Here is a 20,364-nt window from a genome sequence, read left to right as displayed (position 1 = left end):
GCCCCGATCCACCATAGGATCGCGCCCCTGCCCACCTACTCGGCTTTCGGCTAGGTCGCCAGCGTACCCTATCGTTTCTGGCAGCGACTGGCCCGCCCGCCGAGTGGTAGACGAGCGTCATGGACCTCCAGCTTTCCCCCGAGGAACTGGCCTTCAGGGATGAAGTGCGCAGTTTCCTGGCCGACCATCTGAGCGATCACCTCCGCGCCGGCGCACAGGCCACGCCAACCGTTTTCGCCGAACCGGATCTGGGCCGGGAATGGCAACGCATCCTGAACGACAAGGGCTGGCTGGGCTATCATTGGCCGGTCGAGCATGGCGGCACTGGCTGGACCCCGACCCAACGCTACATCTTCGAGAAGGAGTGCGCGCTGGCGGCGGCGCCGGGGCTGCCGGTGCTGGGCCTGAAGCTACTGGCGCCGGTGCTGTGGACGTTCGGAACGCCCGAGCAGAAGGCGCATTACCTGCCGCGCATCCTGACGGCGGAGGATTACTGGTGCCAGGGCTTCTCCGAGCCCGGATCGGGATCCGACCTGGCCAGCCTGAAGACCAGTGCCCGTCGCGAGGGCGATCGCTACATCGTCAACGGCAGCAAGATCTGGACGACGCACGCCCATTTCGCTGACCATATGTTCTGCTTGGTGCGGACTGATCCCACTGTGAAGCCGCAGGCGGGAATCAGCTTCCTGCTGATCGACATGAGCGACCCGGGGGTGACCGTGCGGCCGATCATGGGCTTGGCCGGCGACCATGAGGTGAACGAAGTCTTCCTCGACAATGTCGTGGTGCCCGCCAGCGATCTGGTCGGCAGCGAGGGCCAAGGCTGGACGATCGCGAAGTTCCTGCTGGAGAATGAACGCGGCGGATCCTGCCTCGCCCCCGAGCTGCTGGCGGCTTTGGCGCGTGTGCGCGCCGAGGCGGGTGAACAGCCGGCCGGCTATAACGGCGCGCTGATCCACGATGCATTCTATGCGCGCGAACTGGCGCGCGTAGAACTCGCTGTACAGGCCTTGGAAATGACCGAGCTACGCATCCTCGCCGAACTGGCACAGGGCCGCGCGCCGGGGCCGCAGACTTCGCTGATCAAGCTTGTCGCGTCGTCGCTGCGCCAGGAAGTCGATACGCTGGCGATGCGCACCTATGGGCATGCTGCACTCCAGCTTTCGACCCAGCGGCCGCTCTATGGCAATGCCAGCGATGAACCGGTCGGCAGCAAGGCCGCGCAGGTGGCCGCGCCCAGCTATCTCAACAGCCGCGCGTGGACGATCTTCGGTGGCAGCAACGAAGTGCAGATGAACATCATCGCGCGGACGGTGCTTGGCCTGTAGCCGACTGACCTAAATGACAGTCAGCCTTAGCGGACAAACTGACGGATATTCTGCAACCAGCCGATCCGTAACGGAAAGCGGCGCAACGCCGGCCAAGGCGAGCGCCAGACCGACCGACAGATCGGGTGGGGAAAAAGCGGATGCGCCGGAGGAGCGCGGCCGCATGATGAGGGGATCGTCATGACCATTCGGACCTGCCTGCACGCCGGGGCTGCCGTCGCGCTCGTCTTTGCCGCCCAGGCGGCGATCGCTCAGACCACCAGCGAAGTACCCTCTTCTGCCGCGCCGTATGTGGCCGCCCCCCCTGCCCCCGGCGTCGTACCGCCGCCACCGGGCGGTGCCGGATCACCCAACCCGGGCGCGGCCGCACCGGATAGCTCGGGCGGCGGGCTCGAGGATATCGTGGTGACCGCGCAGAAGCGGGCCGAAAATCTGCAGGACGTGCCGATCTCCGTGACTGCCGTCACCGGCGAGTCGATCAGCGCGCTGAAGGCCGTGACCCTGCAGGGGCTGAACGGCACCGTGCCGAACATCCAGCTCAACAATTTTTCGAACACGCCGAACTCGGCGGTGATCTCGATCCGCGGCATCGGTGTGGTCGAACCCGATCCTTACGCCGGTAATACCGTGTCGATCGTCTATGATGGCGTGCCGCAATTCTTCTCGATGGGCGCACTCGTCGACCTCTACGATATCGAACGGGTCGAAGTCCTGCGCGGCCCGCAGGGCACGCTGTTCGGCGCGAACACCACCGGCGGCGTGGTCAACATCGTGACCGCGCAGCCGACCGGCGAATTCGGCGGCAAGGTGGAAGCGACCTATGGCAATTATGATCGCTTCGACATCGCCGGCGCAATCGACTTCGCCTTGGTGCCCGATACGCTGGCCGCCAAGATCGTGGTGTCGCACAGCCAGCGCGACGGCTTCTTCACCAACGTGGTCGACGGATCCGACATGGGATCGCGCAAAACCACCATCTATCGCGGCTATCTGAAATTCACGCCGACCCCCGACTTCGATGCCACGCTGATCGGTGAATATGATCGTGGCCGCAACGGCGCGCCGGTGTTCCAGATCGGTGCTTCCCCGGCGGAAACCGGGCCGACGCCGAACCCAAACGACGGCGGCGCCACCACGAGCTTTGATGCCGAGTCGCTCTATCTGCCGCCGGACGTGAAGGGCTATCCCAACCCCTGCCCGTCGCGGTTCCAGCGGTGCCGATCGACCGGCCGGCTGCTTTCGGCCAACAACAGCGTACCCGACGTCAGCAATCTCGATACCTATCGCGCCACGCTGACGATGAACCTGCGCAACACGCCGATCGGGGACATCACGTCGATCACCGGATACAAGCATTTCCGCGTTTTCGAATTCACGGACCAGGATCAGGGCGTCCAGTTCCTGGCCGACACGCGGCGCAAGACGACCGGCTGGCAATTCAGCCAGGAATTGCGCACCAATGCCGACATCACGGACTGGCTGAACCTGACCGCCGGCGCCTTTTACCTGAAGACGCACTACACCCATCGCCAGGATTTCCGTATCGCGTTCGCCGGCCCGGTGCACCAGCGCAACGACCAGGATCAGGACAATTATTCGCTGTCCGGCTTCGCCCAGCTCTATGCCGACGTGACCGATCGGCTGCGGCTGCAGGCGGGCATCCGCTATACCTACGAGAATACCGAGATGGCGGCATCGACTGTGACGCGGCTGGCGCTGGCACCGGGCAGCTTCACGTTCGACTGCACCGAATGCGTCGTGCTGGGCGGCCCGGCTCCAAGTGCCGAAAAGAGCTGGAACAATGTCGGGTGGAAGCTAGGCGCCGATTACCGCGTCACCGAACAGGCGCTGCTCTATGCATCATGGGCACGCGGCTTCAAATCGGGTGGCTTCGCCGGCCGCATCGGCATTGAACAGGATATCGGGCCCTATGAGCCGGAAAAGGTCGACACTTTCGAATTGGGTGTGAAGACCGATCTGCTCGACCGCCGCCTGCGCCTGAATCTCGGTGGCTTCTACACCAATTATCGCGATCTGCAGATCGCGCAGATCTACTTCATCAACGATCCCGTGACTGGCCTGCCGGTACAGGGCAACACCATCCTCAATGCGGGCAAGGCCGAGATCAAGGGCTTCGAGCTGGAGGCGACCGCGCTTCCGATCGAGAATCTGACGCTGAACGGCTCGCTTGCCTATCTCGACGCCAAGTACAAGCAGTTCACCTACATCAACCCGTTCACGGTGAGCCCCGCCAACCCGACCGGCATCCCCGAGGATCTTAGCGGCAATCCGCTTCAGAACTCGCCGAAATGGTCGGCGACCGCAGGCTTCACCTTCTCGCTGCCGATCGGTGAGGACAAAGTGCAACTGCGCGGGCTCTACAGCTATGTCGACAGCAAGTTCCTGTCATCGATCAACAATTCGCCGCGGTCACGGATCCAGGCGACCAACATGGTCGATGCCAATCTCGACTTCATCTCTGCCGCCGGATGGCAGATCGGCGTGTTCGGCCGCAATATCTTCGACAAGCGCTATATCCAGAGCGTGTTCGACAATTTCGGCTATGCCGGACTGGTGAGTTACCAGAACCCGCGCGAATATGGCGTCAGCGGCCGGTTCGAGTTCTGATCCAAGTGGCCGGGGCCGCGTGACGGCCCCGGCGGTCAGGCCGCCATCGCGAGGCGATTGCGGCCTTCCGCCTTGGCGCGATAGAGCGCGATATCGGCTTCCCGCATCACCTGCGTGGGCACGGCATCGCCATCGAACGGTGCGATCCCGCCGCTGATCGTGACATGGACGGTACCGCCCTCGCCCGCCATCTCGACCCGTTCGACCGCCTCGCGCAGTCGATCGCAGACGAGGTGCGCCTGTGCCGGTGTGGAGCGCGGCAGGATCAGCGCGAACTCCTCGCCGCCGATCCGTGCGATCATGTCGCCTTCGCGCAGCAGCTGCCGCGCCACGCCTGCGAAATGGACGAGCACCAGATCGCCGGTGGCATGGCCATAGCGATCGTTGATACGCTTGAAATGGTCGAGATCGAGGATTGCAAGGCAGCCTGCCGGCTCCCCGCCGGCGGCGCCGTCGATCCGGCGCGCCAGTTCCAGTTCGAACGCGCGGCGGTTGGCGAGCCCGGTCAGCTGATCGGTCAGCGCCGCCTGTACCAGCCGATCCTCCATCAGCTTGCGGTGCGAAATGTCACGGACCACGCTGACGGTGCCGACGATGCCGCCTTCGTCGTCACGAATTCCGCGGACATGCGCTTCGAACCAGCGCTCGCTGCCGGCAGCGGTCGGCGCACGATACTCCAGGATGTATGTGTTATCGGGATCGGCCAGCGCCTTGCGATGGGTTTGGGCCGCCGCCGCCTGGTCGGCCGGCGCGACCAGGACTTCGCTGGATTGCCCGACCAGATCGTCCGGGTCATGGCCGCTCACTTGGCGGATCGATGGCGACACGAAACGGACACTGCCGCTGACATCGAGGTTCAAGACGATATCGGTCGAGTTGTCGGTCAGCAGCCTGTAGCGCGCCTCGCTCTCGCGCAGGCGACGGAAGATCTCCTTGCGATGCGACAGATCCGACGCCACCGGCAGCACGGTGAGCACCGTCGCCGCGAGATAGAATTGCAGGAACTGCAGCGCGGCCCCCAGCGACATGTGCATCAGGCTGATCGGCCCCTGCCCCAGCGCCGTGAACACGACGCCGATCAGCGCGAGCAGCATGATCGAGATCGCGGCGCCCAGCCGCCCGATCCGGAATGTCGCCAGGATGATCGGCAGCATCGGCAGGAACAGCAATGGTAGGGTCGACTGCGCAAATACCAGCACGCTGATCGCCGAGACGCCCACGATCAGCAGTGTCGCTTCGATCTTGCGGGATCGTGGGGCCGAGCGGGCCCAGCGAAGCGCATCGCCCCGCGCGATCAGGATGGCGATCGGCAGGAAGGTGATCGTGCCGAGCGCATGGCCCGTATAGAAGTCGATCCAGATCGACCAATATTGCTTGCCTGTCAGCCAGGCCACGGCCGCCGCCGCCGGGAACGCCGCGGTCATCGGTGCGAGGATCCCGATCGCCAGCACGAAGCCGGCCATCCAGCGCAGCGACGTCAACGGAGCGTCGGAGCCGATCAGCCTGCGCAGCAGCAGCGCGGACAGGGCGGCTTCCCCCATGTTGATCATGGCGAACGGAATGGCGCCCGCCGCGCCGATACCGAACAGCGACGTCGCGATTATGCCGACGATCCCGCACGCTATCAGCGGCAAAGGCCAGTCGCGCATCCGCAGCATCAGCAGCCGCGCGACGATGATCGCCGTGCTGACCCAGATGAACGCTACCCCGCCCTGAAACCGGGTGGTGCCGACTGCGATCGACGTCACCACAAAATAGATCAGGGCGAGCCATGCCGCGGAGATCAAACGGGAAGGACGATCGTTGCGCACCCCGTTTCTCTCGCTCCAAATTGTTGAATAAGGCGTTTACGCTGCGGCAAGCTGCGTTAACGAATGCGCCGTGCAGGGCTTGCCGCAGGCGGCGCGATCGCCCAATTGCTGCTGCGATGTTCACCAAGCTTTTTGCCGTCGCCGCGCTGATTTCGGCGACTGCATCCTCTCTCTCGGCGCAGCCCGCACGGCTGCCGCAGGTCAGGCTGCAGACTAGCGCCGGGCCGATCCTGATCGAATTGAATGCGCGCGCCGCGCCGATCACGACCGCCAACTTCCTGGCCTATGTCGACGAGAAGCGGTTCGACGGCACCAGCTTCTACCGCGCGGCCGCGCGCAAGGATGGATCCGGGCGCGGTCTGGTGCAGGGCGGCATCCGCCACATCATCGCCCGCGCACGCGCGCCGATCGCGCATGAGCCGACCAGCAAGACCGGGCTGCGCCATATCGACGGTACGATCTCGATGGCGCGCAACAAGCCTGGCAGCGCGATGGGGGATTTCTTCGTCACGATCGGTCCCGCGCCATCGCTGGACGCGAGCCCCGGCAATCCGGGCTATGCCGCATTCGGGCGCGTTGTCGGCGGAATGGACGTGCTGAAGCGCATTCTGGCGCTGCCTACCTATCCCGGCGGCTACAGCAAGCAGACGATGGGGCAGACGATCCGCGACCCCGTCAGGATCATCGCAGCACGTCGCATACGCTGATCACCACGTCTCCGGCACGTTCGCCTCAAGCTCTTCGATCCAGAGCTTGGCAGTTCCATCCGACGGCGCGCGCCAGTCGCCACGCGGGCTGAGCGCCCCGCCCGCGGAGACTTTCGGACCGTTGGGGATCGCCGATCGCTTGAACTGGCTGATCTGGAAGAAGCGGAACAGGAAGTTGCGCAGCCATTTCCGGATCGTCGCGAGATCATATTGATTGTGCGCATCGCCCGGGAAAGCGGCCGGCCATGCTCCGATGGCGCGATCGTGCCAGGCATGCCAAGCCAGGAACGCCACCTTCGAGGGCGGCAGCCCAGCGCGAACGACATGGTGCAGGAAGAAGTCGTTGAGCTCATAAGGCCCGATCTTCTCCTCGGTGCTTTGCAGCGCACCGCTGGCATCGGCCGGCACCAGTTCGGGCGATATGGCAGTGCCCAGGATCGCGGCGAGAACGCGATCGGTCTCGCCATCGAACTGCGTGCTCGCGATGCACCAGCGGATCAGATGCTGGATCAGCGTCTTCGGCACGCCCGCATTGATAGCATAATGGCTCATCTGATCGCCGACACCATAGGTGCACCAGCCCAGCGCGAGCTCGGACAGGTCGCCGGTGCCGATCACGAAGCCGTCGCGCTGATTGGCGAGGCGGAACAGATAGTCGGTGCGCAGCCCCGCCTGCACATTCTCGAACGTGACGTCATACGCCGGCTTACCTGCGGCGAAGGGGTGGCCGATATCGCCCAGCATCTGGCGCGCCGCCGGCCGGATATCGATCTCGTCGCCAGTCACGTCCAGCGCGCGCATCAGCGCCCAGGCATTGGCCTTCGTCTCGTCGCCAGTGGCGAAGCCCGGCATGGTGAAGCCCAGGATCGTGCTGCGCGGCAGGCCGAGCCGATCGCACGCCTTGGCGGCCACGATTAGCGCATGGGTGGAATCGAGCCCGCCCGAAACACCGATCACCAGATGCTTCGCGCCGGACGCGCGCACCCGCCGCATAAGTCCTTCGACCTGGATGTTGAACGCCTCGTAACAGTCCTCATCGAGAAGCGCGGAGTCGTCGGGCACGAACGGGAAACGATCGACGCGCCGTTCGAGGCCTATGTCCACGGTCGCTCTGACCAGCTCGAAACCGATCCGGCGGAAGCGCATCTCGGGATGGCCGGCGGCGGCGGCGCTGTCGTTGAACGTGCCGTTGCGGATCCGCTCCAGTCGCAGCCGCTGTACATCGATATCGGCGATGGTCAGTTCGGGATCCTCGCCGAAGCGGGTGGATTCGGCCAGCAGGGCGCCCAGTTCGTGGATCGTGGCCTGCCCGTCCCATGCCAGGTCGGTCGTGCTCTCGCCGGGGCCGGCGGCGGTGTAGACATAGGCGGCGATCGCACGCGCCGATTGCGACGCGCCGAGCAACGCCCGCTCGCGCGATTTGCCGATCAGTACGTTCGATGCCGACAGGTTGCACAGGACGGTGGCGCCGGCCAGCGCACCAACCGTCGATGGCGGCAGCGGCGCCCAATAATCCTCGCAGATCTCAAGGTGGATCACCGCATCGGGCTGGCCATCGGCAGCGAACAACAGATCGGTGCCGAACGGCGCGGTGTGGCCGGCGACGTCGATCACCAGCCCGGTCAGCCCGACCCCGGGCGAGAACCAGCGTTTTTCGTAATATTCGCGATAATTGGGCAGGAAGCTCTTCGGCACGACCCCGAGAAGATGGCCCCGCTGGATGGCCAGCGCGCAATTGTAGAGCCGGCCGTTGCGGCGCAGCGGCGCACCCACCAGCAGCAGTGGCGCGAGATCGACGCTGGCCGCGATCAGCCGACCGACCCCGGCCTCGACCGCGTCGACCAGCGCTTCCTGCAGATGCAGATCATCGATCGCATAGGAGGACAATCCAAGCTCGGGAAACAGTACCACATCGGCGTGGCGTTCGGCGGCGGCCCGCGCGAGCGACAGAGTGGCATCGACGTTGAAGCCGACATCGCCGACACTGGCCGGCGGCGTGGCGGCCGCGACGCGGACGAAGCCGTGCGCGTGGATCGAGCGAAAGCCAGCAGCGGGCGCAGTCGGATCGGTCATGGCCCTCGTTCGCGCGCGCGCGCCGCTTTGGCAACCTGTCTCCGCCGCGCGGGTTCGGCTATCATCGGTAGAGACCGCCACCAGACCGGGGAGATCGCATGAATTCGCGCCTGATCCTGCTGCTTGCCCTGCTACCCGCGATCGCATCCGCCCAGGCCCCGGCGCCGCCGGCGGCAACGCCTGCAGCCCCGCCACCGGTGCTACCGCAGCCCGCCACCATACGGGTAGCCCTCATGACGAGCGAGGGGCCGATCGTGATCGCGGTGGAAACCGAGCGCGCACCGATTACCGCCGCGAACTTCCTGCGCTATGTCGATGGCAAGCGGCTCGACAACACCGAATTCTACCGCACGAGCAAGGTCGCGCCCAATTTCGGCTTCATTCAGGGCGGCCTGCGCAACGATCCCAAGAAGCTGCTGCCGCCGATCGCGCACGAGCCGACCACGAAGAGCGGGCTGACCCATGCGGACGGCACGATATCCATGGCCCGCAACGCGCCCGGCAGCGCGACGATGGATTTCTTCATCACGCTGGGTGCGATCCCGTCGATGGATGCGGATCCCAAGCTGCCCGGCGACAATCAGGGCTTTGCTGCCTTCGGCCGGGTGGTCGAGGGGATGGAGACCGTCCGCCGCATTCTCGATGCGCAGACTTCGCCGACCGAAGGCGAAGGCGTGATGCGCGGCCAGATGCTTGCGGCTCCGGTCAAGATTCTGACCGCACGGCGTGCGCCGCCGACCCCGGCCGCCGCTATTCCGCCGCAACCAGCGCCGGCGCCACCCGCCCGCCCCTGATCCAGCGCAGCAGGCGCGGGATCGGCGCGTTGCGATCCATCCATTCGGCATAGGCGCGATAGGCCGGGTCGGCGGACAGATGCCGCTCTTCGGTCCGCGCGCGCCAGTAATAGACGGCTGTCACCAGTGCGAGCACGACGCTGTTGCGGACTGCGTCGATCCAGCTGCCTGTCGTCAGGAACGGCATGGTCGCCAGCCACCAGAAGCTGGTCTTCGCCAGATAGGCGGGGTGCTTGGTCCAGCGATAGGGCCCGTGCGTCAGGATGCCGCGATGGGTGAGGTTGGCGAAGCGCAGGCCGAACGCCACCGTGGCCCAGGCATAGATGCCGGCCAGCAACACCAGCGCCGCGCCGACAACCGCGATCAGCCAGGGATGGCCGGCCAGCCAGAGGTTCCAGTCCTGCGTATTGCGATGATAGTCGAGCGGCGCCCCGGGCCCCATCATGATGAATGGCGGATAGCAGATCAGCGCCGCCGCCCAGCCCGCTGCGAACGGATTGGCCGACCGGATATGCGAATCGAGTGGCTTGAACGTCATGATGTAGCCGACCGTGGCGAACACCACATCCACCATGAACAGGCCCGCGATCAGCCATTGCGCCAGCGCCAACGGATCGGACAGGAGATGCGCCGTATTGCTGGCGATCATCGCCTGCCAATTGCCGGGCACGATCGAGATCATGAACGCCGTGAAGAATGCCTTGATCGTCCATTGACGGCCATGTTCGGCCAGCGCCGCGCGATCGGCGCGTGCCCCTTGTCCCAGCAGCATCAGACCCAGCGCATAGGCGCCGTCGCGCGGCTCGATCAGCCGGCGATCGAGCCAGACCAGATAGGGAATCGATCCCGCGAGCAGCAGCGGCAACGCGATCGCCAGCGCCTGCATCGCGTAGAGATACGCTCCCTCCCAATACCAGCGCCCGATCGCATAGACGCCGGCAATCAGCGCCCAAGTCGCCCACAACCCTGCAATCTTCACAGCCGAGATCGGCAGCGTCTGTGAAAGCGGCGCAGGTTCGCGCTGCCAAACGATGCCGGTCGAAGATGCGCGCTGGACGCGATCGACGAAGAGCGACCACAGGATCATCGGCAGCGCGCATGCCAGCACCGCAACTGCAGCCGCATACGGGCCGTCCATGCCATGATCGTTCGCGACGAACGCCCAGAGCCCCAGCCCCGCCAGGCCAGAGAGGCCAACCCCGCCGGAGACGGCCGAGCGCGGGCACGGATCGATCGAAGCAGCTGTCATGTCCGCCTGATAGCGCCAGTCCATCACCAAAGCGTGAAAAGAGCATCCCAGATGACATCGGTGTCATTCCGATCAGCAGTGATCGAAAAAAACGTGAATCGCCCTTCAACTTCGCACTTGCACAATTGCGTTCGCAGATGCACAAAGACCATGCCTTTCAGGCATCCTCTCCTAAAACTTCAGAGCCGGCTCCCCTTGGGGACCGGCTCTTTTTTTATTGACGTGTCATTCGCGGGCGATGCTGTGCGCTACCGCTTCCGCCGCCTTGATGCCGTCCACGGCCGCCGAAAGGATGCCGCCGGCATAGCCCGCGCCCTCTCCCGCCGGAAACAGGCCAGGCAGGTTCAAACTCTGCCCGTCGGCGCCGCGGGTAAAGCGCACCGGCGACGAGGTTCGCGTCTCGACACCAGTCATTACGACATCGGGATGATCATAATCCCGGATCTGCCGCCCGAACACCGGGATCGCCTCGCGCATCGCTGCGATTGCGAAATCGGGCAGGCATTCGGCCAGATCAGTGGGCGTGACCCCGGGCCGGTAGGACGGCATGACGGCGCCGAGCGTCGTCGACGGCCGCCCTGCCAGGAAATCGCCGACGCGTTGCGCCGGGGCGCGATAGTCCGATCCGCCCGCCACGAACGCGCGTTCCTCGATCACGCGCTGCAGCCGGATGCCGGCCAGCGCATCGCCGGGGTAATCGCGCGCCGGATCGATCGCGACGACGAAGCCGGAATTGGCGTTGCGCTCGTTGCGCGAATATTGGCTCATCCCGTTGGTCGCGACCCGGCCGGGTTCGGACGTGGCGGCGACCACCGTTCCACCCGGGCACATACAGAAGCTGTAGACGGTGCGCCCGTTCGAACAGTGGTGCGAGATATGATATTCGGCGGCACCCAGGATCGGATTGCCCGCGGCATGGCCGAAGCGCGACCGATCGATCCAGGACTGGGGATGCTCGATCCGCACCCCGATCGAAAAGGGCTTCGGCTCGACGTGTACGCCCGCGGCGTAAAGCATCTCGAACGTGTCGCGCGCACTGTGGCCGATCGCCATCACGACATGATCGGCCTCAAGATGGCCGCCGCCATGGAGATGCAGGCCGCACAGCCGACGGCTGCCATCCGGCCTGGTGTCGATTTCGAGCCCGTCGACGCGCGTGCCGAAGCGATATTCGCCGCCCAGCGTCTCGATCGTGGCGCGCATGCTCTCCACCATCGTCACCAGGCGGAAGGTGCCGATATGGGGATGCGCTTCGGTCAGGATCTCGGGCGGGGCGCCAGCGCGGACGAATTCGGTCAGCACCTTGCGGTTGAGGTGACGGGGGTCCTTGATCCGGCTGTAGAGCTTGCCGTCGGAAAACGTACCGGCGCCGCCTTCGCCGAACTGGACGTTCGATTCCGGGTTGAGCTCACTGCGCCGCCACAACCCCCAGGTATCCTTGGTACGTTCCCGGACCACCTTGCCACGCTCGACGATGATCGGCCGATACCCGGCCTGAGCGAGGATCAGCGCCGCGAACAGCCCGCACGGTCCGGCGCCGATCACGACCGGTCGGCGGATCCCCACGGGCGCTGTGGCAGGCGGGACATAGCGTGTATCCGGGGTCGGCCCGATATCGCGGTCGCGGCGCGCGCGCGCGAGGATCGCAGGCTCGTTCTTCGCGTTCACATCGACAGCATAGACAAGCTGGATATTCGCCTTGTCGCGCGCATCATGCCCGCGACGCGCGACCTGGAAACGGATCAGCTCGCGCGGCGTGATCCTCAGCCGCTTGCAGATCGCAGCCGGAAGCGCCTCATCCGCATGATGCAGCGGAAGCTTCAATTCGTTGATGCGGATCATGTCGGCGACTTAGCCGTGCGGCCGGGGCTGCGCCAGCCTGGCGGGGTCACACCCCGCGGGGATGATCAGTTGATCGACTTGTAGACGAACCAGCACAGCAGGGCGAAGAGGACGGCGCAATAGGCCATGATGATGATGCAGCCGATCCGATTCACTCCTTCATCGAGTTCGCGCAGCTCGTTCAAAGACACCCTCCAGACCGAAGCTTGATGTTTACGCGCAAACCGGCGAATCGAACGACTTGGCAATGATATCACCGCAAGCCCCGCCCACCGTCCATCTCTCATTTGCGCCCGGCTGTCGCGTGGCGACACGTCCGGCATTAGGAAACAGCTCTCGGCTGCCTGGAAGCATTTCACCATCCGCCGAACCTGTGTTGACGATTCGGCCATCGCGGTGGCACTGAGCGGGCAGATCAGGCGGGTCGTGTGAAACGCCCTGTAAACGATACAGGCCAGCAGGCCCTAAGTGCTCGATCGTGCGGGTATAGCTCAATGGTAGAGCACTAGCCTTCCAAGCTTGTGATGCGGGTTCGATCCCCGCTACCCGCTCCATCGCACATCCCGGCATGACCGCATGCCATGACCAACCAGCTTCATCGGTCCTGCCTTGGCGATGATCGTCGTGTCGCGCCGGCCGGGGTGGCTGAACGAATCTCCCGATCAAGCCCTGACCAGGCGCGGCCCGCCGGTCGACGGGATGGAACATGACCCTAAGCCGGCGGTCTGACCGTCAGCGCGTCCTCGGCCAGCAGATAGGCGCCCACCAGACCCGACGGCTCGATGCAGCCCGGCGGCGTGATCCGCGCATCGAGCGTCGCGGGGTCATCGAAGCGCGGAATATAGCCGGCAAGCAGTTGGCGGGTGCGGGCGCGGATCATCGGGAACAGAGCCTCCTGCGCCATTACTCCGCCGCCGAGCACGACATGCTCGGGCGCAGCGACCAGCGCCAGCATCGCGACCAACTGGGCGACATGATCGGCCTGCGCTGCAAAGGCGGAGTGATCCGCCGGAAATGCGGACAGCGCCGCCCCCCAGCGCGCAGCGATGGCCGGGCCGCTGGCCACGCCTTCCAGGCAGTCGCCATGATAGGGGCAGACGCCCGCGAAGTCGCCAAGCGCGGGGTGGCGGCGCAGCAGCAAGTGCCCTGCCTCCGGATGCCCGGCACCGTGGATCAGCCGGCCATCGTCATAGAGGCCGACGCCGATGCCGGTGCCGATCGTGACATAGGCGAGCGAGCGGGCGCCACGCCCCGCCCCGATCCGCGCCTCCGCCAGCGCAGCGGCGTTGACATCGGTATCGATCGCCGCCGGCAGCCCCAGCGCCTCGGCTAGGGGGGCGAGCAGCGGTGCGCCCCGCCAGCCCGGTTTCGGCGTCGTCGTGAGCGCGCCATGATCGGCGGCGTCCGGATCGAGTTGGAGCGGGCCGAAGCTGCCGATGCCGAGTGCGGCGAGCGGCCCATGCCGGGTCGATGCGGCGCGAAAGAAGACGATCACATCGGCAAGCGTGGAATGCGGATCGCGCGTGTCGATCCGCGCCGTCTCCCGCGATCCGCCGATCGCATCTCCGATGCCGCAGACGAACTTGGTGCCGCCGGCCTCGACCGCGGCAAAAAGCTGCCGGGTCATACCCGATCCAGCCTCAGTTGATCGTCGCGCACGTCTCGCCGGCAACCTTCAGCCGCCCGCAGATCGCCCCCGCCTGACCGCCAGCGGCGACCCGCAGGCGATACAGCGTGTTCGATCCGCTCGTCACGGGCGTCACCAGCGGAGACAGCGCGCCGAGATAGGCGTAGCGGCCGGCCAGCGACTTCCAAGCCGCGTTCGCCTTCGCCTCGCTGGAAAAGGCGCCGAGCTGGATGGTGCCGCCCGCGGCCGACGCGGCAGCCGGGGCCGGTGCGGCCGCCTTGGGCGCCGCCTTCGGTGCGGCTGCGACCGCGATTGGCGCCTTGGCAGCGGGCGCCGGCTGGGCCTTGGCGGGTGCCGGTGCCGGTGCCGGTGCCGCCGGCTGTGTCGCGGCCGTTGCCGGCGCGCTCTTGGGGGCGACAGCGTCGGCGCTGGTCATGCCGTCCTTGACCGGTGCCTCCGGCAAGCGTGACAGATCGATGCCGGTATCGGGCGAGGCCCCTTCGCTGGCGGCATAGGCGATATCGCCCTGCCCTTCGACCTGCATGCCACCGGGATCGTCAGGGCGTGACTTGTACGCGCCTTCCGGTGCGGCGATCAGTTCGCCGTCGCCAGTGGCGGGGCCGGCGGTGCTGTCGCGCAGCCAGAACACGCCCCCGACGACCAGGCCAAGCGCGACGAGCGCCATGACGACCGCGGCGATCAGCTTGCCCGTGCCGACGCCGTCATCGCCATCCTCGTCCTCGACCGGTTCAAGCCAAGGCAGGCGATCCTCGTCGTCCCCGGTGCGCGCGCCATCAACCATCACGCCATCTCCTCCGCCGCGGCCACCCCCATGATGCCGAGGCCGTTGCGGATTATCTGCCCGATCGAATCCGACAATGCGAGCCGGGCACGTGTGGTTTCGGCATCGTTAACCATCAAAAAGCGTCGCAGCGGATCATCGTTGCCCCGATTCCACAAGGCGTGGAACGCGGCAGCTAGATCGCCGAGATAGAAGGCGATCCGGTGCGGCTCGCGAGTCGCCGCCGCTGCCTCGACGATGCGGGGGAACTGCGCGGCCAGCTTGACCAGCGCCAGTTCCTCGCCGTCCAGCCGCGACAGATCCGCGGTGCCGCCGGTATCGATGCCCGCCTCGCCCGCGCGCCGGTGCAGCGATCGCCCACGGGCATGGGCATATTGGACGTAGAAGACCGGATTGTCCTTCGACGCCTCCACCACCTTGGCGAAGTCGAAATCCATCTGCGCATCGGCGCGTCGCGTGAGCATGGTGAAACGGACCACGTCCTTGCCCACTTCCTCCACGACATCGGCGAGCGTCACGAAGCTGCCCGAGCGCTTGGACATCTTGACCGGCTCGCCGCCGCGCAGCAGCCGCACCATCTGGATCAGCTTCACGTCGAACGGCACCCTGCCTTCGGTCAGCGCGGCGACCGCGGCCTGGATACGCTTGACGGTACCGGCATGGTCCGCCCCCCAGATGTCGATCAGCTGATCCGCACCCTCGGCCTTTTGGTAATGATAGGCCATGTCCGCACCGAAATAGGTCCATTGCCCATTCGATTTGCGGATCGGGCGATCCTGATCGTCCCCGAAGCGGGTCGAGCGGAACAGCGGCAGGGTGACCGGTTCCCAATCCTCGGACGTCTCGCCCTTCGGAGCCTCGAGCTCGCCGTCATAGACCAGATCGCGCGCGCGCAAGGTCGCCTCGGCCGCCGCCGGCTTGCCCGCCGCCTGCACCGCCGCCTCGGACGCGAACACATCGTGATGGATGCCCAGCAGCGCGAGATCGGCGCGGATCATGTCCATCATCGCCGCCACGGCGCGGGTGCGGAACAGCACGAGCCAGTCCGCTTCGGGCGCTTCCCGATACCGCTCGCCATACTCGCCGGCGAGCGCAGCCCCGACCGGCTTCAGATAATCGCCTGGATAGAGACCTTCCGGCACCGTCACCGCTTCGCCGAGCGCCTCGCGATACCGCAGGTGGACCGAGCGGGCTAGCACATCGACCTGAGCGCCCGCGTCGTTGACATAATATTCGCGGATCACCTGATGCCCGGCATAGGCGAGCAGATTGGCCAGCGCATCGCCGACCACAGCCCCGCGGCAATGGCCCATGTGCATCGGTCCGGTCGGGTTGGCGGAGACATATTCGATGTTCACCCGCACCCCGGTGCCCTTGTCCGACCGGCCATAGTCACCGCCTTCCGCCAGGATCGTACGCAGCTCGCCACGCCAGACATCGTCGGCCAGGCGGATATTGATGAACCCCGGACCTGCAATCTCGACTGCGGTCACCCCGTCGAGCGCCTGCAGCTTCGGCGCGATCAGCGCGGCCAGCGCGCGCGGGTTGGTGCCGGCGGGCTTCGCCAGCACCATCGCGGCGTTGGTCGCCAGATCGCCATGCGCGGGATCACGCGGCGGCTCGACCGCGACGTTGCGGCGATCGAGCCCGGTCGCGAGCAGGCCATCGCCCTCAAGATCAGACAGGATCGCATCGAGCTGCGCGGCGAAACGGGTATAGAGCGTCATGGCCGCGCCCTTAGCGGCTGCGCCGCGCGCTGCCAAATCGCACGGCTGCTATCGCACCGCGCCCTTCGCCATCAGGCGCGGTAACAGCGCCATCGCGCCCAGCAGCGGCCAGCGCCGCTGCCAGGGGCGGATCGCGATATCGGTGCCGGCGTGGCGATTGATCTTCCAGGCCAGATAATCGATCCCGCCGGCAAATGTGGTACTGGCCTTGATCAGCTTCATCACCTGCCGCCGGCGCCCCCGTCGCGCCCATGCCGCCCAGCCGGAACCGACCGACGGGCTGCCCAATCGCGGCGCTTCCGCAGCCACCAGCCTGCCGAGCGCTGCATAGCGCGCCGGATCGGCATCAACGATCGCATCCGGCCGAGCGGCACGCTCGGCACGAAGCTCGCAGCGATAGGTAAGCCGAAAGGCAGCACGCCATGCGGCTTCGGGATCGTCAGCAATGCCACGCTCCAGCGTCGGCACGGTCAGCGCGAGCAGCGATCGCGACGCCTGCGCGACTGCCGCCAGCGTGATCCCCTCCGCCGCGCGATCGGCTTTCCAGACGAGCCGGGCCGGCTGTGCGAACCGCGCCATGGTGGAGACATCCCGCGCCCCAAGCCCGGTCTCGCGTTTGAAATCGGCTTCGCTGAGCACTGCATATTTTGCGGCCAGCCCTTCATGGGTGGCGGGAAAGACGTTGGGCGGCAGCAGCCGATTGGCCAGTGCCTTCCAGCCGCCGCCATAAGCGGCGTGATAGCTGGAGACGATAAGGTAGAAATCGAGCATCTGCCCGTCGAGCTCGGCCGAACGCAAGCATGAACCGTAGAAGAGCACCGCGCGGGACGCGGTACCGTGCCGGGCAGCGATCGCCTCCGCGAAGGCGGTCACGCGGGGATCGACCGGGCCGTCTAGTTCTCCCGCCACCAGCGCCTCGACCGCGCCCATGGTACCGGCGTCAGGCGGCGAGCTTGAGGAAAGGCATCGGCCGCGTCTGGCGCAGCACGATCGGGCGGCCGTCTTCGGCATAGAAGAGCTCACCGTCCAGGATAACGCTGGAGCGCACACCGGCGATATGGATCTCGTCGCCACGCTCGATATGCACGCCAGCCATGCGCTGCTGACCAAGCTTGCCGGTGACACCAGCCGCGATCGCGCGGACCAGACTGACCGGGCTCTGATCGACCATCATCAGCTTCAGCCCGCCGAGCGCGCTGCCGCCATCGGCCTGCGTGCGCGTGCCGACCAGCAGCCGCTCGAGCGTGGTCACGATCAGCAGTGTGAACCGACCGCGCAGCTCGCCCTGCCGCATCAGCGACACGGTGACCGGCGACGGCCGCGGCGGCAGGAAGGCGGCGCGGATGCCGAAGATCAGCGATGCAATCACCGCAAATACGGTAAGCACATGGCTGAGCCCGTTGGGCAAGCCCAGCGGGTAGATTTTGTGCCGGCAATAGAGGATCGAATTGGCCAGCCCGGCGCCCCCCAGGAACATGCCCAGCACGGGCCGGCTTTCGCCATCGCCGCTTGTCAGCTGGATCAGCTCGCGCCGCACCACGTGCAGATCGACATTGGTGCGCGCAATCTCCATCACCCGTTCCAGCGCGACCAGCGGATCGCCGACGGCGCCCAGATCGAGCGCGATCAGGTTGGTCTTGCCGTTGGGCAGCACGGCGACCGGCGGCGGATCATCGCCGAAATGGCCGCCATGGTGCAGCTCGGTCAGCGCCGCCTGGACGGTGCCGTCACCGCCGTTGATGACCAGCACCTTCGGCTTCACGCGCGCGATCTGCCGCAGCGCATCCTCGATCTGGCCGACTTCCTCGACCTCATAGTGAAAGATATCGGGGTGCTGCGCGCAGAAGCTGCGGATCCGCGGCAGCAGCGCGCGATTGCCGGTCGATCGGGGATTCGACAAAAGCGCGACGCTGGTCATGTCCTACCCCCGCGACGCCATGGCGATCGGCTTGATCGACAATCCCTGGCGATAGTTCAGCACCACCCCGACCTCGCGCACGCCGCGCCCCACTGGAATGGCGACTTCCCGATAATCGGGCTTCAGCGATGTCAGCGAGATGCGCGGATTGCGCGAAAAGCCGCCGCCATCGTTCCAGCCGGACTTGCCGTTGCCATCGACATCGTGGCGCACCGCGACCGCATACTGGCCCGGCTGCGGCAGCGCGACGCACACCGCCATCGGACCGGTTCGGCTAACCGGCACGTCGATCCGCTTCAGCTTGCGTCCCTTGGCCAGAAAATCGGCCGGATTGTCGCCATAAACCTGCACGCGCAACATGCCGCTGCGCTGTTTGAAGCCTTCGACATTCACCAGCACCGCCGCCTCGCCGCCACCGCGCGCGCAGGCAGCGGCATCCGGACCGAACACCGCGGCCTGCGCGGGCACGACGACGGCGCCGGCGGCGAACATCGTGGCAGCTGCGAACAGGGCCTTCAGTTTCGACATGACCAATGTACTCCTGGAAGCTATAGCCCCGCCAACACGCGTGGGCCGTCTTCCCCCTTTGCGTTTCGGCAGATGGGCTGCGAATGCGGCCAGAACATGGTCGTGAGGCGTCCGTATCTTGAAATCGCTAAGCCTGACCGACCGCTACATCGCCCGCCTGATCGCCGTGCCGCTGCTGGCCACGCTCGTGATCGCGGCGATGCTGCTGATCCTGGACAAGATGCTCCGCCTGTTCGACTTCGTGGCATCGGAAGGCGGGCCGGTCAGCGTCGTGTGGAAGATGCTGGCGAACCTGATTCCCGAATATCTCTCGCTCGGCATCCCGATCGGGCTGATGCTGGGCATCCTGCTCGCCTTCCGGAAGCTCGCGCTGTCGAACGAGCTGGATATCTTCCGCGCGGTCGGGCTCGGCTACGGGCGGTTGCTGCGGGTCGCCTATGTCTATGCGTTTGCCCTGGCCGCGCTCAATCTGCTGATCGTCGGCTTCGTCCAGCCCTATGCGCGCTACGCCTATGAAGGGCTGCGCTTCGAACTGCGCTCGGGCGCGCTCGGCGCATCGATCAAGGTGGGCGAATTCACCAAGCTCGGCAGCCGGATGACGCTGCGGGTCGAGAAGGCGGAGGAAGGCGGGCGCGACCTTTCCGGCATCTTCGTCAACGCGCGCTCGCGCGATGGCCGCACGCTGGCGGTGACGGCGGAACGCGGCACCTTCATGGCGACCGACGATCCGAACACGATCATCTTCAGGCTGACCAACGGCCGCCTCGTGCACGATCAGCCCGGCTTCCCGACGCCGCGGGTGCTGAGCTTCGTCGGGCATGACCTGCCGATCGATCTGCCGAAGATGGAGAATTTCCGCCAGCGCGGCGGGCGCGACCGTGAGATGACGATGCCCGAACTGGCGATGACCGCCTGGGCCAAGGGCACATCCCCCCAGACCAAGAACGAGCTGCGCGCCAATTTCCATTTCCGGCTGGTGGAGGTTGCGAGCATGTTCCTGCTGCCGATGCTGGCGGTATCGCTGGCCGTGCCGCCAAAGCGATCGTCGTCCGCGCTGGGCGTCTTCCTGTCGATCGTGCTGGTCGTCACGCTGCACAAGATCAATGAATATGCCGAGGCGCTCGGCGCGCTCGGCCGTGTCGATCCGGTGATCGCACTGTGGGTGCCCTTCCTAGGTTTCTCGGGCCTGACCTGGTGGATGTATCGCACGCTGGCGTACGTGCCGGGCGGGCAGCCGATCGGCGCGCTGGAACGCGTGGCCGCCAAGGTGGGGGCGGCGATCAAGCGCGGCTTCGCCAAGCTGCGCCGCCAGCGGGAGATCGCGGCGTGA

The 20,364-nt window shown here is 66.0% G+C and carries 15 protein-coding genes and 1 tRNA gene; 6 read left to right on the top strand and 10 right to left on the bottom strand.

The features are described 5' to 3' along the window. The first annotated feature begins 119 nt into the window (after positions 1–119). Together ABC347_RS03380 and ABC347_RS03375 are read left to right on the top strand one after the other, a co-directional pair. A complete protein-coding gene (locus ABC347_RS03380; RefSeq protein WP_413244334.1) occupies positions 120–1,328 on the top strand; it encodes an acyl-CoA dehydrogenase family protein in 1,209 nt (402 codons plus the stop codon). Positions 1,329–1,508: 180 nt separating this feature from the next. Next, on the top strand, positions 1,509–3,956 hold the full coding sequence (locus tag ABC347_RS03375) for a TonB-dependent receptor (protein ID WP_413244333.1): 2,448 nt from the start codon (positions 1,509–1,511) through the stop codon (positions 3,954–3,956). A gap of 35 nt (positions 3,957–3,991) precedes the next feature. Here the strand turns inward: ABC347_RS03375 and ABC347_RS03370 are convergent, their stop codons facing one another. Beyond that, on the bottom strand, positions 3,992–5,767 hold the full coding sequence (locus ABC347_RS03370) for a sensor domain-containing diguanylate cyclase (protein ID WP_413244332.1): 1,776 nt from the start codon (positions 5,765–5,767) through the stop codon (positions 3,992–3,994). Between the two features lie 116 nt (positions 5,768–5,883). Between ABC347_RS03370 and ABC347_RS03365 the strand changes: the two genes are divergently transcribed. After that, a complete protein-coding gene (locus ABC347_RS03365; RefSeq protein WP_413244331.1) occupies positions 5,884–6,474 on the top strand; it encodes a peptidylprolyl isomerase in 591 nt (196 codons plus the stop codon). On the opposite strand, the gene ABC347_RS03360 is transcribed toward ABC347_RS03365, so the two are convergent. Further along, on the bottom strand, positions 6,475–8,547 hold the full coding sequence (locus ABC347_RS03360; RefSeq protein ID WP_413244330.1) for an NAD(+) synthase: 2,073 nt from the start codon (positions 8,545–8,547) through the stop codon (positions 6,475–6,477). Positions 8,548–8,645: 98 nt separating this feature from the next. Here ABC347_RS03360 and ABC347_RS03355 point away from each other — a divergent pair, with 98 nt between their 5' ends. Next, positions 8,646–9,341, top strand: a complete 696-nt coding sequence (locus ABC347_RS03355; protein ID WP_413244329.1) for a peptidylprolyl isomerase — start codon at positions 8,646–8,648, stop codon at positions 9,339–9,341. On the opposite strand, the gene ABC347_RS03350 is transcribed toward ABC347_RS03355, so the two are convergent. Further along, on the bottom strand, positions 9,298–10,590 hold the full coding sequence (locus ABC347_RS03350; RefSeq protein WP_413244328.1) for a methyltransferase family protein: 1,293 nt from the start codon (positions 10,588–10,590) through the stop codon (positions 9,298–9,300). The genes ABC347_RS03355 and ABC347_RS03350 overlap by 44 nt on opposite strands. A 225-nt stretch (positions 10,591–10,815) precedes the next feature. After that, positions 10,816–12,432 (bottom strand): NAD(P)/FAD-dependent oxidoreductase, encoded by a 1,617-nt coding sequence (locus ABC347_RS03345; RefSeq protein ID WP_413244327.1) that lies wholly within the window; start codon positions 12,430–12,432, stop codon positions 10,816–10,818. A 480-nt stretch (positions 12,433–12,912) separates the two neighbouring features. On the opposite strand from ABC347_RS03345, the gene ABC347_RS03340 reads away from it, so the two are divergent. Then, a tRNA-Gly gene (locus tag ABC347_RS03340) sits at positions 12,913–12,986 on the top strand. A 158-nt stretch (positions 12,987–13,144) separates the two neighbouring features. Here ABC347_RS03340 and ABC347_RS03335 read toward each other — a convergent pair. From ABC347_RS03335 to ABC347_RS03310, 6 genes are read right to left on the bottom strand one after another with little or no spacing between them, the layout of a single operon-like run. After that, entirely contained in the window at positions 13,145–14,059 is a 915-nt protein-coding gene (locus tag ABC347_RS03335; RefSeq protein ID WP_413244326.1) for an ROK family protein, read from the bottom strand. Between the two features lie 13 nt (positions 14,060–14,072). Then, positions 14,073–14,861: an SPOR domain-containing protein gene (locus tag ABC347_RS03330; RefSeq protein ID WP_413244325.1), complete on the bottom strand. Its 789-nt coding sequence runs from the start codon at positions 14,859–14,861 to the stop codon at positions 14,073–14,075. Then, positions 14,861–16,588, bottom strand: a complete 1,728-nt coding sequence (gene argS / locus ABC347_RS03325; protein WP_413244324.1) for an arginine--tRNA ligase — start codon at positions 16,586–16,588, stop codon at positions 14,861–14,863. Before argS ends, ABC347_RS03330 begins: the two co-directional genes overlap by 1 nt. 48 nt (positions 16,589–16,636) lie before the next feature. Next, positions 16,637–17,518, bottom strand: a complete 882-nt coding sequence (locus ABC347_RS03320) for a hypothetical protein (RefSeq protein WP_413244323.1) — start codon at positions 17,516–17,518, stop codon at positions 16,637–16,639. 10 nt (positions 17,519–17,528) lie between these two features. Continuing rightward, positions 17,529–18,506 carry a diacylglycerol/lipid kinase family protein gene (locus tag ABC347_RS03315; RefSeq protein ID WP_413244322.1) on the bottom strand — a complete coding sequence of 326 codons (978 nt, stop codon included), beginning with the start codon at positions 18,504–18,506 and terminating at the stop codon, positions 17,529–17,531. A gap of 3 nt (positions 18,507–18,509) precedes the next feature. Then, entirely contained in the window at positions 18,510–19,034 is a 525-nt protein-coding gene (locus ABC347_RS03310) for a DUF2141 domain-containing protein (RefSeq protein ID WP_413244321.1), read from the bottom strand. 118 nt (positions 19,035–19,152) lie between these two features. Between ABC347_RS03310 and lptF the strand changes: the two genes are divergently transcribed. Continuing rightward, the gene (lptF, locus tag ABC347_RS03305; protein ID WP_413244320.1) at positions 19,153–20,364 is read left to right on the top strand and encodes an LPS export ABC transporter permease LptF; all 1,212 of its coding nucleotides are present in this window, start codon (positions 19,153–19,155) and stop codon (positions 20,362–20,364) included.

This window comes from Sphingomonas canaveralia (assembly GCF_047238125.1).
In the GTDB taxonomy this organism is placed as follows: Bacteria; Pseudomonadota; Alphaproteobacteria; order Sphingomonadales; family Sphingomonadaceae; genus JBDFMH01.
This window is presented reverse-complemented; position numbering and strand designations above follow the sequence as displayed.

Coding starts and splice junctions, on each gene's coding strand:
- ABC347_RS03380 (WP_413244334.1), top strand. CDS start 120: ATGGACCTCCAGCTTTCCCCCGAGGAACTGGCCTTCAGGGATGAAGTG.
- ABC347_RS03375 (WP_413244333.1), top strand. CDS start 1,509: ATGACCATTCGGACCTGCCTGCACGCCGGGGCTGCCGTCGCGCTCGTC.
- ABC347_RS03365 (WP_413244331.1), top strand. CDS start 5,884: ATGTTCACCAAGCTTTTTGCCGTCGCCGCGCTGATTTCGGCGACTGCA.
- ABC347_RS03360 (WP_413244330.1), bottom strand. CDS start 8,547: ATGACCGATCCGACTGCGCCCGCTGCTGGCTTTCGCTCGATCCACGCG.
- ABC347_RS03355 (WP_413244329.1), top strand. CDS start 8,646: ATGAATTCGCGCCTGATCCTGCTGCTTGCCCTGCTACCCGCGATCGCA.
- ABC347_RS03350 (WP_413244328.1), bottom strand. CDS start 10,590: ATGACAGCTGCTTCGATCGATCCGTGCCCGCGCTCGGCCGTCTCCGGC.
- ABC347_RS03345 (WP_413244327.1), bottom strand. CDS start 12,432: ATGATCCGCATCAACGAATTGAAGCTTCCGCTGCATCATGCGGATGAG.
- ABC347_RS03335 (WP_413244326.1), bottom strand. CDS start 14,059: ATGACCCGGCAGCTTTTTGCCGCGGTCGAGGCCGGCGGCACCAAGTTC.
- ABC347_RS03330 (WP_413244325.1), bottom strand. CDS start 14,861: ATGGTTGATGGCGCGCGCACCGGGGACGACGAGGATCGCCTGCCTTGG.
- argS (WP_413244324.1), bottom strand. CDS start 16,588: ATGACGCTCTATACCCGTTTCGCCGCGCAGCTCGATGCGATCCTGTCT.
- ABC347_RS03320 (WP_413244323.1), bottom strand. CDS start 17,518: ATGGGCGCGGTCGAGGCGCTGGTGGCGGGAGAACTAGACGGCCCGGTC.
- ABC347_RS03315 (WP_413244322.1), bottom strand. CDS start 18,506: ATGACCAGCGTCGCGCTTTTGTCGAATCCCCGATCGACCGGCAATCGC.
- ABC347_RS03310 (WP_413244321.1), bottom strand. CDS start 19,034: ATGTCGAAACTGAAGGCCCTGTTCGCAGCTGCCACGATGTTCGCCGCC.